This window comes from Pseudoalteromonas sp. 11L1 (assembly GCF_055397545.1).
Window position 1 is genome coordinate 1452570 of sequence record NZ_AP041141.1, and the last position, 14706, is coordinate 1467275.

Annotated in this window: 14 protein-coding genes; 10 read left to right on the plus strand and 4 right to left on the minus strand. The window is 40.6% G+C overall.

The features are described from left to right. The first annotated feature begins 233 nt into the window (after positions 1 to 233). The 5 genes from ACZ5WS_RS06700 to ACZ5WS_RS06720 are packed head-to-tail and all read left to right on the plus strand — an operon-like array spanning position 234 to position 5284. A complete protein-coding gene (locus tag ACZ5WS_RS06700) occupies positions 234 to 1688 on the plus strand; it encodes a HAMP domain-containing sensor histidine kinase (protein ID WP_464711259.1) in 1455 nt (484 codons plus the stop codon). 1 nt (position 1689) lies between these two features. Continuing rightward, entirely contained in the window at positions 1690 to 2223 is a 534-nt protein-coding gene (locus ACZ5WS_RS06705; RefSeq protein ID WP_138570407.1) for a hypothetical protein, read from the plus strand. Positions 2224 to 2225: 2 nt separating this feature from the next. Continuing rightward, positions 2226 to 3575, plus strand: coding sequence for a sigma 54-interacting transcriptional regulator (locus ACZ5WS_RS06710; protein ID WP_464711261.1), 1350 nt, complete (start codon positions 2226 to 2228; stop codon positions 3573 to 3575). A gap of 21 nt (positions 3576 to 3596) precedes the next feature. Then, positions 3597 to 4097: a DUF1543 domain-containing protein gene (locus tag ACZ5WS_RS06715; RefSeq protein WP_010387662.1), complete on the plus strand. Its 501-nt coding sequence runs from the start codon at positions 3597 to 3599 to the stop codon at positions 4095 to 4097. A 35-nt stretch (positions 4098 to 4132) separates the two neighbouring features. After that, positions 4133 to 5284 carry a murein transglycosylase domain-containing protein gene (locus ACZ5WS_RS06720; RefSeq protein ID WP_138609153.1) on the plus strand — a complete coding sequence of 384 codons (1152 nt, stop codon included), beginning with the start codon at positions 4133 to 4135 and terminating at the stop codon, positions 5282 to 5284. Between the two features lie 5 nt (positions 5285 to 5289). Here the strand turns inward: ACZ5WS_RS06720 and ACZ5WS_RS06725 are convergent, their stop codons facing one another. Beyond that, on the minus strand, positions 5290 to 5508 hold the full coding sequence (locus ACZ5WS_RS06725; protein ID WP_464711263.1) for a hypothetical protein: 219 nt from the start codon (positions 5506 to 5508) through the stop codon (positions 5290 to 5292). A 135-nt stretch (positions 5509 to 5643) separates the two neighbouring features. On the opposite strand from ACZ5WS_RS06725, the gene ACZ5WS_RS06730 reads away from it, so the two are divergent. Both ACZ5WS_RS06730 and ACZ5WS_RS06735 read left to right on the plus strand, forming a co-directional pair. Further along, positions 5644 to 6897 (plus strand): multifunctional CCA addition/repair protein, encoded by a 1254-nt coding sequence (locus ACZ5WS_RS06730; RefSeq protein WP_464711265.1) that lies wholly within the window; start codon positions 5644 to 5646, stop codon positions 6895 to 6897. 175 nt (positions 6898 to 7072) lie between these two features. Further along, positions 7073 to 7369 (plus strand): hypothetical protein, encoded by a 297-nt coding sequence (locus tag ACZ5WS_RS06735; protein WP_290168407.1) that lies wholly within the window; start codon positions 7073 to 7075, stop codon positions 7367 to 7369. A gap of 14 nt (positions 7370 to 7383) precedes the next feature. Here the strand turns inward: ACZ5WS_RS06735 and pdsS are convergent, their stop codons facing one another. Both pdsS and pdsR read right to left on the minus strand, forming a co-directional pair. After that, the gene (gene pdsS, locus ACZ5WS_RS06740; protein WP_464711267.1) at positions 7384 to 9519 is read right to left on the minus strand and encodes a proteobacterial dedicated sortase system histidine kinase; all 2136 of its coding nucleotides are present in this window, start codon (positions 9517 to 9519) and stop codon (positions 7384 to 7386) included. Continuing rightward, the gene (gene pdsR / locus ACZ5WS_RS06745) at positions 9513 to 10208 is read right to left on the minus strand and encodes a proteobacterial dedicated sortase system response regulator (protein ID WP_008111124.1); all 696 of its coding nucleotides are present in this window, start codon (positions 10206 to 10208) and stop codon (positions 9513 to 9515) included. Before pdsR ends, pdsS begins: the two co-directional genes overlap by 7 nt. Positions 10209 to 10436: 228 nt before the next feature. On the opposite strand from pdsR, the gene pdsO reads away from it, so the two are divergent. Genes pdsO through ACZ5WS_RS06760 form a run of 3 tightly spaced genes read left to right on the plus strand, consistent with a single transcriptional unit; the run spans position 10437 to position 13791 of the window. Beyond that, positions 10437 to 11162, plus strand: coding sequence for a sortase-associated OmpA-like protein PdsO (gene pdsO / locus ACZ5WS_RS06750; protein ID WP_413400712.1), 726 nt, complete (start codon positions 10437 to 10439; stop codon positions 11160 to 11162). A 26-nt stretch (positions 11163 to 11188) separates the two neighbouring features. Beyond that, positions 11189 to 13189 (plus strand): marine proteobacterial sortase target protein, encoded by a 2001-nt coding sequence (locus ACZ5WS_RS06755; protein ID WP_464711270.1) that lies wholly within the window; start codon positions 11189 to 11191, stop codon positions 13187 to 13189. Beyond that, complete coding sequence (locus ACZ5WS_RS06760; protein ID WP_464711272.1) at positions 13186 to 13791, plus strand: class GN sortase; 606 nt, start codon at positions 13186 to 13188, stop codon at positions 13789 to 13791. The genes ACZ5WS_RS06755 and ACZ5WS_RS06760 overlap by 4 nt, the downstream gene beginning before the upstream one ends. Here ACZ5WS_RS06760 and ACZ5WS_RS06765 read toward each other — a convergent pair. Further along, positions 13686 to 14645: a DMT family transporter gene (locus ACZ5WS_RS06765; RefSeq protein ID WP_033102849.1), complete on the minus strand. Its 960-nt coding sequence runs from the start codon at positions 14643 to 14645 to the stop codon at positions 13686 to 13688. The two genes, ACZ5WS_RS06760 and ACZ5WS_RS06765, sit on opposite strands and share 106 nt — an antisense overlap. Between the last annotated feature and the right edge of the window lie 61 nt (positions 14646 to 14706).

The window sequence follows — 14706 nt, forward strand, 5'->3', positions numbered from 1 at the left end:
ATCATAGGTTTAACTTTCTAGCGTGTTTTTAATAGGTAATATTTACCGACGCTTGTGTGTTTTATGCAACATTTTCTCAGTTAGGGTTTTTTACTATTTTTAAATCAAGTGCTTAACTTGTCGCAATTGTGCGACATTGCAACGGTTTTACTCTCAAAAATGTATTTGGTTCAGCGAGTGTATAAGTTGAGCGCTTAATAATAGAGCGCTTAAAAGTAGTGAAGGATTAGTGTATGCCTGTAATCATGGCTGAAAAATATAAAGCATTGGTGAATTGGCGTCCTAATTTGATTGGCCAGTTTGTAATGAGCATGCTGTTGTCACTCTTGCCTTTGTCTATTGTGGTTATTGTATTTTTAAATGTATTAAATAAACAATTAGCGGTCACACAGCAAATTGTCAGTAATAACTACCAAGTAACCAAGTCGTTTAATGCACTTAAACAAGAGCTCAATAGTTTAGAAAGGGCAACAAGGCAAAACTGGGTTTTAAAAAGCGATTCACTCGATAAACTTATCGTGGATAAATGGCAGTCATCGCTGGACAATATAAATGAGCTTAAACAGCTTTCTAGCAGCCAACAAAGTACTCAACAATGGCAACGGTTAACAGATACGCTAAAAGCAGCGCATACCAAACTGGTGGTTGAAGCTCGTGAGCAAGCAGAGTTGTTTGTGCCAATTAGTGAAATACTGGCAGATCTAACAATGTGGTTGCGCGAAACCAATGAAGCCAAAATCACTCAAAACCAAATTAAACTGACAAATTTACAAGCCTCCTTTATAAACTGGTTAGTGGCACTTACGCCTTTAACCTTACTTGTTGGCGGTGGGTTTTTATGGCGGATAAGTGGCCGTTTAAAAGGTTTAACCTCCGTTATTGATAAATTAGGCCAAGGAGATTGGCAGCAAAAAATATCAGTGCAGGGATCAGCTGAGCTCATTGAACTAGGTAACAAGTTGCAGTGGGTGCAGGCGCAACTGCATATGCTAGAGCAGCAAAAAGATACGTTTTTACGCCATGTTACTCACGAATTAAAAACGCCTTTGGCCTCTATGGTTGAGGGCACTGAGTTATTAGCCGATGAAATTGTTGGGCCAATTAATAATGAGCAAAAAGCAGTGCTTGAGTTAATTAGTCAATCTATGGTGCGATTACGCACTATGATAGACAGCTTGTTAAGTTATAACGCGATTCGAACTAGTAAAGATAATGTTAGTGAAGTGGAATTTAACCAGCTAATAAAAAAGGTAAGTAATCATTTTGAACATAGGTTAAATGCACGAGAGCAGTCGCTTATTTGGCACAATAGCTTACCGACAGTTGCACTTAATTTACCGAGAGAATTAATTGAAATGATTTTAATTCAGTTAATCTCTAATGGTTTAAAGTTTTCACAGTCAAACCAAGCAGTGTCGATTAGCTTAAGTTTAGAAAGCAATAGCTTAATTATACAGGTTGCTGATGAGGGCTGCGGTATTAAAGAGCATGAAAAAGAATATGTTTTTGGCGCTTTTTATCAAGGTAAACACAGTAAAGAGATTAGTCTTCAAGGCAGTGGTTTAGGCCTTACCATAGTAAAAGAGTCGGTTGAACAGTTACAGGGTAAGTTAACTATTGAGCATAATGAGCCGCAAGGCTGTCGATTTAACATTGTCATCCCCTATAAAAATAAAGGAGTTAAATAATATGTCTGCGCGTTTAATGGCTATTTTATGGCTAACCAGCAGTCTCGTTTTTTTATCTGGGTGTGAATTAACAAACACTCAAACACCAGCTAAACCTAAGTTAATAGCTCAAACTCAGCCCGACAATAAAAGCAACCAGCCCAACCCAAAGCCTCGGCCAAAACTAGATCTTATGTATCCGCCCGCAGCGCAAGTTATTGCATGGCATGCCCATCAGTGTGGTGGCTTTAAATTAACGCCTGACAATAAAACTTACTTAGGGGAGCAAGCACTTAAGGCATTTTTTAATACCGCATGCGTCAACCTTAGTCGCGACCCTGATACTGTTATGAGTCAATTGCTTAAGCTAGATCAAGCTTACTATTGGCCAGACGATATAAAACACTATTTATGGCTGCAAAAGCAGCAGGTATTAATGCAAATAAATGCAAAAAAACAACAACAAGCATTAAACGCTGAAATGCAAAAAACCTTATCGTCATTAGCTGCAATTGAACAGCAACTTTTATTACGTGAAGAAACCAAGGAGCAGTAACTATGTCAGTCACACTTCCATCAAGCGCTAAAGTGTTACTCGTTGATGACGATGCCAGCTTACTGCAGTTACTGGCAATTCGAATTCAATCAAAAGGTTATGAAGTAACAACCTGTGATAGTGGCATGAATGCATTACAAATACTTAAAAGCCAAGTATTTGATGCGGTGATCACCGATTTAAGAATGGATGAAATGGATGGAATGGCACTGCACCGACAATTGCAAAGCCGCTACCCAGCACTACCTGTAATTATGATGACGGCTCATGGTTCAATTCCTGATGCGGTAGAGGCGACTAAGCAAGGTATTTTTGCCTTTATTACTAAGCCAGTTGATAAAGATGAGCTGTTCGATAGCTTAGCTAAAGCCATAGAAATACATGGGGTGAATAATGATGATATTACTCCGCAAAGCAATATTGTTACTCGCAGTGGCGCTATGCTGCATTTGCTAGAGCAAGTTAAATTACTAGGTCCTACTCAGGTAAATGTACTTATTTCTGGTGCTAGTGGTACGGGCAAGGAGCTGCTTGCACAGGCAATTCATCAGCACAGCCATGTTAGTGATGGCCCATTTGTGGCTATTAACTGTGGTGCAGTCCCTGGTGAGTTATTAGAATCGGAGTTATTTGGTCACAAAAAAGGCGCATTTACAGGGGCGGTAAAAGATCACCAAGGCCTGTTTCAGCAAGCGCAAGGGGGGACCTTATTTCTAGATGAAATTGGTGATATGCCGCTAAATTTACAAGTTAAGTTATTACGCGTGCTGCAAGAAAAAACCATTCGCCCAGTCGGTTTTCAAGAAGAGATCCCCATTAATGTGCGAATTGTTTCAGCGACCCATAAAAACCTGTCTGAAGCTATTAGCAATCAAGAGTTTAGAGAAGATTTATATTATCGTCTAAACGTAGTAAATCTCAAACTTCCTCCGCTGCGAGAACGCCGTGAAGATATTAGCTTATTAGCTAACTTTTTTAGCGCTAATATTGCAAAACGTATGGAGCAAAAAGAAAAACGTTTTGCAAACGATGCCATGCATGCATTGGTAAGGTATGATTGGCCTGGTAATATTCGTCAATTACAAAATGTGGTGGAGCAGGTGGTTGCCTTAACACCAAGTGACGTTATATCTGAACATTTAGTGCTTAGTGCGTTAAATAGCAATGAAAATAACGTTGAGCCACTTTCGCTTAACGACGCTAAAAAAGAGTTTGAGCGAGATTACGTTATCAATACGCTGAAAATGGCAGGGGGTAATGTGGCCGAAGGTGCCAAGCTTGCCAAGCGTAATCGTTCTGATTTTTATAAGCTGATTAAAAAGCATGAAATTGACGTAGATAGCTTAATGTAATTTTTAAAAAAGGAAGTGAGCATGCAGTTATTTATGGTGTACTTAGGTGGGCGTATTCAAGGTTGCCACATAGAAATGCACGACGTACGCTTTGTGGTAGGTCAAAACATTGAGCAAACTTATAGCAAGCTTAAAAGTCAGTGGGTAGGCGACAAAAATAGCGTACACATGGATAGCTACATGGCGGTTAATCACATTGATGGTTATAAAGTCGAGGTAGTTGATAGTTATGTAGAGCAAAATAAGCAGCTTTATTTTGTTAACTTAGGTGCTTACAGAAGCGACTCACTAGCAGAGCAACACGACTTTGCTTTGTATGTTGCCAGCAGTAGTGAAGAAGCAAAACAGCGCGCTAAAAACGATTTACTCGCAGGGCTTAGCCATCTACATAAAGATGATTTACATGACGTTGATGATTGCTTTGCTATCGACTTACTCGATAGCCAGCTTAATATTAAACTAACCCCAAGTGGTCAAGCACAAACAATTAAACCTGACTGGTTTGGTTATCATGTATTATAATAAATGAGGATTTATTAAGTTTATTAGGATGTTGTGTGAAAAAGTATGCGTTTATACTTTTGCTAGTTGGCTTAAGTGGCTGTAAATCACTGTCGGGTTTACCGCCCGTTGTTGATTTAAATAAGCTGGTAAAGCAAGTAAAAAACGATCCTACTGACGTGGTTGCAATTCACAAGCAAGCACAAAAAACACACCGTTCTATTAAGGCACAGGTTGGTAGCGTAAAACAGCTTTTAGCCGCATTAGAAAGCGTTGTTGGGCGCAAGTGGGGTAAACAAAACACTCAGCAACCTAGTGCCAAAAAATACGTAAAATACAGTAATGATTACCAAGCTCGTGCCATTATTGATTTTGAGCAAGGCACTGTAAAAGTAGAAACCATCGCGTTAAAAAATACAATAAGCTTGTTACAGCAGGCTATTGTGATGACCTTACTGACTTCTAGCGATCCCGATAAAACCGATATTTTTACCAGCGAAGCGCCAATTTTAGAAGGCGAGCCGTTTTTATACCAACAAGTGCTCGATCAAGATAAGTTACCCATAAAATATAGCTGGCGTGCTAATCGATTTGCGCGTTATTTAGTAAATAATAACTTAAAAAAGCAACGTCAATATGGGCACGTTATTTCGTCGGTTAGTTTTGATTTAGTCGAGCAAAATGCCCATTTAAGAAAACAAAAATACAGTGATTATGTGCTTGCGGCTGCAAAAAAATATCAAATATCGGCAGCACTTATTTATGCCATTATTGAAACCGAAAGTAGCTTTAATCCACATGCGGTGAGTTCATCCAATGCCTATGGATTAATGCAAGTGATCCCCGCTACCGCAGGGCGCGATGTATACCAAAAAATAAAAAAAGTATCTGGGCAACCAACCAAAGCAGTATTGTTTAATCCAAAACATAACATTGATATTGGCAGCGCCTATTTAAGTATTTTAAAAAATAACTACTTAAACAAAATTAGTACCGACAAAAGTAAGCACTTTGCCATGATCTCGTCTTATAACGGCGGGGCGGGTAATGTACTGCGCATATTTAATAAAAATAGAAGTGTGGCGTTTTCACAAATAAATCAGCTTACTGCAAGCCAGTTTTATAATATTCTCACCACTAAGCACTCACGTGCGGAATCAAGACGCTATTTATACAAAGTCACTAAAGCAGAAAAAAACTATCAGTAACTTATTTACTCATCATTTTCTTGTTGTTCACTTTTGGCTGCCATTTTAAAGGCTACTATTACTAAGCCAAACATAGCAAATGGAATTGCAGCTAACAAATACTCAACCAAATAGCTGTCTTGAAAATTAGCCTGTAGCAAGAAATGCCCTGCAATACACATAATAATAATCACCAAAAGGATGGGCAGTAACATAAGTTCTTTTTTTGCTGAGTGCTTTTTCATTCGCTGTTAGGTATTAAAAAATAATGCGCTATTGTAATGAGCTTAATAAAGCTTGGCAAACAACACAGATTTTTTAATGACTATTAGGTATGATTAACATCAAAGAAAAGCTTAAAAGTAGTGGTTGGGAATAAAGTGCAACAGAGTTTAAAGCAAGTTTACCTAGTGGGTGGAGCAGTGCGAGATAAACTGCTAAACATACAATCAAAAGATAATGACTATGTTGTTATTGGTGAAACGCCAGAGACAATGGAAGCGCTCGGATTTTTACCCATTGGCAGCGATTTTCCGGTTTACTTACACCCAAACACTAAAGAAGAATATGCACTAGGGCGCACTGAGCGTAAAAATGGTAAAGGCTATACCGGCTTTGTGGTGGATGCCAGCCCAAACGTAACCCTTGAAGAAGATTTAGCACGCCGAGATTTAACCATTAACTCTATGGCGCTAGACGAAAACGACACTATTATTGACCCTTTTAATGGTCAAGCTGATTTAAAAAATAAAATACTGCGCCACACCACCCAAGCATTTGTAGAAGATCCTGTTCGGGTATTACGTATTGCCCGCTTTTTAGCCCGTTATGGTAGTGACTGGTCTATTCATCCAAGTACTACTGCATTAATGCATGAGCTTAAAAATAAAGGCGAGTTGGAACATCTAGTACCAGAGCGAGTCTGGCTTGAAACAGAAAAAGCGCTTGGCGAAAAACACCCTGAACTTTATTTTCAAGCATTAGATGGGTTAGGTATTTTTCCTGAAATAGAGCAGATGAAAAACACCCCGCAGCCTGCAAATCATCACCCCGAGGGCGATGTGTTTGTCCATACCATGCTAGTGCTTAGACGAGCAGCCGATTTAGGCTTTAACCTAGAAACGCGTTTTGCTGCTTTAACCCATGACTTTGGTAAAGCGCTAAGCTATAAAAAATGCGGTAATTTACGCGGCCATGAACGTGAAGGGGTTGCTGTAGTTGAGGCCTTTTGTGAACGTTTAAAAGTACCTAATCGCTTTCGTGATATAGGCGTGCTTACCAGTGATAACCATACCCTTTGCCACACACTTGAACAATTAAGGCCGCAAACCATTCATAAATTAATCGTCACTAATTTAAATGCACTAGTGCACCCAGAGCGTTTTATTGCCTTTACTCAAGCGTGCCAGTGTGATGCACAAGGAAGAGGCGAAACACTGGTGGATAAGCCCTATCCACAAGCCGCTAAATTACGTGCTATTCACAATGAACTACAAAAAATGGATAAAAAGCAGATAGTGCAAGACGCGCTTAAAAACGGCAAAAAAGGCCCCGAAATAGGCGAGACGGTCAAGCAGGCAGAAATAGACTGCATTAAAGCGTTTTTAAACACTAACACTCCCAAGGTCACTTAAACTGATTGTAATATTGCATTAAGTCATTTTTAAACGTCCTTGCTATAACTAGGACGTTTCAGCCTTTTTTGCTCGTCACTTTTACCAAATAGCGATACAATTGAGTTTGCTTATCATTCTTAATAGTGACAGCTGCATATCCATAATTGTATTTATCTTAAAAGGACTTAATTTAATGACACCAGAACAAATTAACGCAAAATTAGCGATAAGCGAAGCTGAAAAAAAACGAGTTTTTGAAGATGAGTTTGAAAAACACTCACCTAAACCCTTTGATATTTTTAAGGGATTATTTGGCAGTTTTGCTTATATCGCATTTGTTTCATTGATGTTCCCAGACGTATTAGCTCAGCCTAGTTTTTATCTGTTGTTACTACTTATCTTAACTATAAAAGTTGAGGCGCAAGCAAAGGTGCAGCAAGCGCATAAGCGTATGGATACTTTGTATCGCTTGTTAAAAAAAGAGGCATAGCTTCTAGGGAACCTTTAGTTATTAAGTGGTAAGCTCACAGTAAATACCACTCCATTGTCTTGCTCATTATTGTGCGCCGCTACTGTGCCTTTGTGGTAATCACACACCAGTCTTACAATATAAAGTCCTAAACCTAAATGCGGTTGTTGCTGCATTTTTTGGCTGCGCACCGATACCATAGAATCAAAAATATGTTCAGTAAGTCCCTCAGGCAATAAAGTACCTGTATTACTTACCGTTAAGGTTGCTTTGCTTTCATTTTGCTTAAGGCTGACTTCAATTGCAGTGTTAGCTTCACTAAATTCCAAGGCATTATTAATTAGCTTATCGAGCAGTTGCGCTATAAATTCAGGGGCACCTTGCATCAACAGTGTGCTTTGGCAAATGTTGAGTGTAAATAACTGGTTAGGATAAGTAAGTTGGTAGCCCTGCATACAGCCACTAATTACTTTTTGTAAATCAAACGACTCCGGCTCATTGCTTTGAATACTTTGCTCAAGGCGGGTTGCCTCGCTCATAGTGGTAATTATTTTACCTAAGCGCTCAACCCCTTCGCTAGCACGTTCAAGGTATTTTTGACTCAGTTCACTTTGCTGCAAGCTTTGTAAGTTTTCAAGAGATGAACGGACAACCGCAACCGGTGTGCGCAGCTCGTGAGATAAGCGCGACGACATATTTTCTAAATAATCGGTATAACCACCAAGTCGGCTCACTATATTTGAAAAGCTACGCGACAGGTCGCCAATTTCGTCATTGGCATCGCTGTAATTTATATGGCCTGTTACTCGTCCTTGCGCATCAATGGCTTGCTCTGCTGTATCTCGTAGTCGCCTAATACGGCTCGATATACGCGAAGCAAAAAAGAACAAAGTGACTGTGCCAATTAACATGACCGCTAAAATCACATTAAATAGTTTTTCCAGCGATTTATTACGCAGTGTACGCACGCCATTGGTGGTTTCTTCAGCTATAACTGCCCCAATAACCTTATCCTCAATCCAAATAGGATACGCAGCCGATAATATTACCGCTTTGTTATCGGGAGTGAGTCGCCAAGACGAGGCCGGTTGACCTTTCAGTGCTTTGGCTAAATGAGCGCCTTGCATTGAAGCTACATCGTGTAAGGTATCTATAAATTCATCTTCAGGACGCGTTAAAATTTTATAATACAAAGGATGTAAATAGGCCTGTTCAAAGCGCTGCCACGCAGTTTTTGGCGCTTGATTTTTTAGCCCATCGGCCCATACGCCATCGGCATTTTGAATACTGCCCGATTGCGCTAATACACGGTGATGATTATCGACCACCCATATGCGACTGCCGCTGTGTCCCATGCCTTTTAATATACGGTTTATTTCAGGGGAGGGCACCAGTACCGAACCTAAATCATTCGGGTTATTTAAGTTCGATGTAGACATAATACTAGGGGGTTGGTTTGGTTGTTTACTATCAACATCGGCAATGGCAAATCCCAGTTTATTGCCAAGCATACTCAAAGGAAAGCGCAGCTCAAGGTTGTAACCTGTTTCAGTTTGTTTAAAGAAACCCTGAATTTTAGTAAAAGGCATTTTACTGTTGGCATCAAATGCGTTGACCCAGCCATCTTGGCGCGGAGCAATAACATAAGTATTAAATTGCCCATCGGGGTTTTTTAGGCCAACTTTTACGTAATCGTTATTGGTAATGCTGAGGCTGTTTTTGGCACGGTATACTAAAGCATCGTCAGTGACTTTAAATACTGCATATAAGTAATTATCAAACTTACCTACCATGTGGCTAAATGATAAGTTGCTTAGCTGATGGTTATCATCGGCTGTTTGTAAGTAGCGTTTGTCATAAAGCCAAAATAGCGATTGGTAAGGGTCCCAGTCGCTGAGTTTGCCATCGAGTTGAATTGGACTCTTTAAATTATAAGCATAGAGATCGCGGCCTTTTACAACTTGATCTAAAAAGTTGGTTTGTTCGTCAAATAAAGCGGGTCGTTCGTGCAGGGCAGTTGCCAGTGCACGTGTAGTGCCTACGAGCGTTTTTTCTTGGCCTTGGCGTAAAAACTTTTCCATTTCCCATACGTATTCGTAGCCTAACCATGGCAACAAAAACAAAAAGCATGAAAGTAGAATAAATTTACTGCGTAGGCCAAATCTCAGCATGTGGGTTGCTCCCACCTGTAACCCATGCCATACACGGTATCAATGCAGTCAAACTGGCTATCGAGTGCTATAAACTTTTTACGAATGCGTTTTACATGAGAGGTAATGGTACTGTCGTCTACATAAATTTTAGCATCGCTCATTAACTCATTACGGCTTTTAACGTGGCCAGGTCGTTGGGCGAGTGAATGCAGCATCCAAAACTCAGTTACGGTTAAATCAACCAACTGTTGTTGCCAAAGCACCTGCATGCGTTGCGTGTCGAGTGTTAGTTGACCGCGAATTATTAATGCGTTGGCATCGGCGGGTTGCTCTAATGCTTCCATGCGGCGAAATAGCGCACCAATACGCGCGGCTAAATGCGCTAAGCTAATATCTTTGGTTAAGTAGTCATCGGCGCCCATGCGCAGGCCGCATACGGTGTCTATTTCGCTGTCGCGAGCGGTTAAAAAAATAATTGGTAAGGTTTTAGAAAGTGAACGCAGTGTTTGGCAGAGTAAAAAGCCGCCATCAATTTCATGGCCTAAGCCAATATCAACAATGGCTAAATCGGGGAGTGCTTCTTTAAAAGCTACTTCTGCTTGAGGGCGGTTTTCATAACCACTTACCTGATAGCCTTGAGCGCTCAGCATTTCTATGTAGTTTTCGCGAATGGCAGTTTCATCTTCAACGATAGCTATTTTTTTCATTTTTATTAATTACTCATATTGACTTAGACGCACTATAACGAAGTTTTTGTGCTAAGTAAGGTTAAAAAGGCAATTGCCATTTTTTTGCCACAATTGCTCAGCAGTTTGCCATTTTTACTCCCCTTTATTGCCACTTCACGGTGTTTTAATACAGCTATTGAAATTATCAACACAACGCAAGTGCCAACCAATAGCTTGCCAACCATTATTAATAGTAAGGAATAGACCATGAAGAAAACATTAATCGCACTCACACTTGTTAGCACTTTTTGTACGCCAGTATTTGCTGCGGATACCCCATCAAAAGAAGCAAAAAAAGAAACACTTGTTGGCCTGAGCACCGGTGCCATTATTGGTGGCGTTGTTGGTGGGCCAATTGGCGCGTTTGTAGGCGCATTTGCTGGTGGTTTGATTGGCGATGCCAAGGTGGCTGAGCAAACCATTGCTGAGCAGCAGCAAGCTTTAACTGTAATGGCAGAGAAAACCAACGACTACCAACACGTACTTAATCATAACAGTCACCTAGAGGCGCAACTTGAACTACTGGCGCAGCAAAATGAGCAATTAACTCAATCGCAGCTTAATAATTTATTGGCAATGACGGTGCAATTTAAAACTGGCTCTAGCGATATTGCTCCTCATTTTGCCAAGCAGCTTGATCAATTGGTAGCGTTATTAAAAAGCCAACCGCAACTCGCACTCGATTTAAGTGGCTTTGCCGATCAGCGCGGTGCAGAGCAAGCGAACTTATTACTTTCAAAAGCCAGAGTAAACGCCGTACAAAGTTACTTAATTAAACAGGGAGTAAGCCATACACGTTTGAGCACACAAGCGTTTGGCGAGCAGCAAAGCATAGCAAATAGTAACACCCTTGAAGATAACTTTTTTGACAGACGCGTTACCCTGACTACCCGTGCGCTTAATCAAACGACTGATCAAACAGCAAGCAATTAATCGCAAGGCGTTCGATGGAGTGATTTATGTTGAGTAAACCCACCAAAGTGCTTACCAAGGTAAGCCTTTTTATTTTTATTATTATCGTGCTTTTAGCCAGCTTTAAAAGCCATGCGCAGTCTCCAAAACTATCCTTGTTTGATAGCCAAGGAGTGGCGGTTAACCCTGGGGTTATTTTAAAAAGCGATGCAAAAATGACTCTAACAGGGCTAATTAATCATGTTGTAGTAACGCAGCACTACATAAATGAAAACCCTTTTGCCGTAAATGCACGTTATGTATTTCCTTTACCCGATGAAAGCGCCGTGCAAGCAATGACCATGCGCATTGGCGAGCGAGTTATTAAAGGTAAAATAGCAAAAAAACGCCAAGCTGAAAAACAGTACCAAGCTGCCAAAAAAGCAGGCAAACAAGCTTCATTGCTGCGACAGCAGCGTGCAAATATGTTTATTACAAATGTGGCAAATGTAGGGCCAGGAGAAGAAATAGTTATAACGCTTGAGTATCAAGAGATTATTGATTACCAACACGGAACCTTTGCGATTCATTTTCCAACCACAATTACGCCACGCTATCATGCAATAACAGGGGAAGTTAACGATGAGCAAGATAAGCACGCGGTAAAAAACACTAATGCACCTTCGTTCACTCCACAGGGTTGGTTAAGCCCTGTTTATACAAAACAAACCAATGAGGCGGCAAATGCCAGCGATTTAAGCTTAACAATTAACATGGATATAGGCTTAGAATTGGTTGATATAAATGCTAAGTACCATCAAGTTAATATTGAAAACCCTGCATTTGGGCAATACAGCATTGTGCTAAAACCACAGCAAGCCATAAATAGAGACTTTGTACTTGAGTTTAAGCCACTTCAAATAGCGCAAGCGCAAGCTGCACTTTTTACTCAGCAAGCACAAAATGGTGAGCAGTATGCGTTAGCAATGTTAATGCCGCCAAGCGATAGTTTTACTCAATCTCAGCGTTTACCGCGTGAAATGGTGTTTGTAGTTGATACCTCGGGATCTATGCATGGGCAGTCTATTGAACAAGCTAAAAAAGCGCTGTTTTACGCATTATCATTATTAGATAGTGATGATAGCTTCAATATTGTCAGTTTTAATAATGAGGTTGCAGCCATGAGTGAGACCCCATTAATTGCCAGTGACTTCAATTTACGTCGCGCAGAGCGTTTTATTTATAACTTACAAGCCGATGGTGGAACTGAAATAAAAGGCGCACTTGATGCGGTACTTGATGGTACGCAGTTTGAAGGGTTTGTACGCCAAGTGGTATTTTTAACCGATGGTAGCGTAAGTAACGAAGATCAATTATTTAAACATATTGCGCATACCTTAGGTGATAGCCGTTTATTTACCGTGGGCATAGGTAGTGCGCCTAACCGTTATTTTATGCGTCGTGCCGCTGATATAGGCAAGGGAACTTACACCTTTATAAGCAGTGCTCATGATGTGCAGCCGAAAATGCAGCAGTTGTTTGATAAACTTGCTCACCCGGCGATGACTAATTTAGCGTTAACAAATACAAATGGAGACAGCTTAGATTTTTGGCCCTCACCTTTGCCTGACCTATATTTTGCTGAGCCTATTATGGTGGCTATTAAATTAGACTCTTCCGATGCAATTACTTTTACGGGGCAAGCGGCGCATGGGGAGTTTAAGGTTAAGCTTAATCCGCAAGCAAGTTCAAAAGCCACAGGAATTGATAAGCTTTGGGCACGTCAAAAAATAAAGTCGTTATTGTTATACAACCAACAAAGTGTTGTAAAACAGCAAGTGCAGCAGCTCGCGCTTGAGCATCAATTACTTAGCCCATTTACTGCGTTTATTGCCATAGAAGAGACGGCCATAAAAGAAGTTGCTAAACAAAGCACACAAGTGGCTAATACTATGCCACAAGGAATGAGTATGCGCTTGCCGCAAACAGATGGGCAAAGCAAAATACATATTGTGTTTGGAGCATTACTACTTCTAGGTGGTCTTTTGTTAGTAAGGCGCTGTAAATGAAAAAGTGGCTAAGCATAGGTTTACTTGCCTTAGGTTTGAGCTTGTTTGGCCATGGTGTATACATGCAGGCAAAGGCATGGCTTGCACAAGTGTTAATAGAGCAAGCTTGGCAAAGAGCCCTTAAATCGCCCAATAAAAAAATTAAGCCGTGGTTTTATGCTGATAGCTACCCGGTGGCACAAATAATTTGGCCAAAGCATAATAAGCGACTAACCGTGCTTGATGGTGCAAGTGGTAGAAACTTAGCGTTTGCGCCGAGCCATTTTTTACCAGCTGGGGAGTTAGGTGGGGCTGATTTTGGTAACTCGCAAGGAGCACTTATTGCTGGCCACAACGATACCCACTTTGCGTTTTTAAAAAACGCTAAAGTGGGGGAGCAATTTTCTCTAAAACTTAAAAATGGCCAAGTGCAGCATTATTCAGTAACACATGTTGAGGTAATTAATCAGTACAACACCGATTTTTTGCAGCAATCAGGGCTGTATTTATTAACCTGTTACCCTTTTGATTCGCTGGCCTCGGGTACCGATTTAAGGTGGTTAGTGTCGGCAGAAATATCCTCACCCGAAGTTGAGTTAGGAATATCAACCACTAGTTCTTGATGGCGTTGACTAATCATTACGCCTATAAACACTACAAATATGCTGATCCACTGGCCAAGAGTCAGTACTTCGTTGAGGATAATGGCTGACAAAATTAAAGTGAAAATAGGGATTAAATTAGAGTAAGCCGCGGCGGTTAACACCGACACTTTACTAATCGCGTAGTTGTACATGCCGTACCCACCCAAAGTAACACAAGAGCCTAAGTACAAAATGCTCATTAGTGCGGTTAAATCGTGTTGATTTTCACTGGGTAGGTCAATAAATAATAAAAACGGAGCAAAAAACAAACTACCACTCACGCCTTGCAGAGCAATTAATGTGAGCGGGGAGTAGCGGTTAGCTAAATGTTTTATACACACGGTATAAAATGCCGCGCACACCATGGCCATTAATTCTAAAAAATTTCCCAGTAATGGGTTTGGGGCTTGGCTTGAACTCGGTGAGAGCAAGGTCAGTAAAATACTGCCGCCAATACACAGCGTAAAACCCACCACAATAGCTTTACTAATATGCTCTTTGAGCATGAAAAATGCTAAAAATGCCACAATAATGGGTAAACAAGAAACAATCACCCCCGCTTGAGACGCTGAGGTATATTCCATTGCGTGGCCTTCAAATAAAAAGTACAAGCAAGGCTCTGCCAGCGACATGCCTAATAAGTACTTCCAATCGCCTTTTAAATATTCAAAGCGAATTACGTAACGCCATAAACATAACGAAATCAGTAAAGTGGTGAGCATACGTAAAAATATCACCAAGGCAGGGTCATAAATCGCAATCGCGTATTTAAGTGCAATAAAGGAGCTACCCCACAAAAAGGTGGCAATAATTAAACATAAACTGGCAGGCATAAGGCGTAATTTAAACGGTTGAATATAGTGCGATCCTAGCATGCAGAGGGGGTGCTTGAAT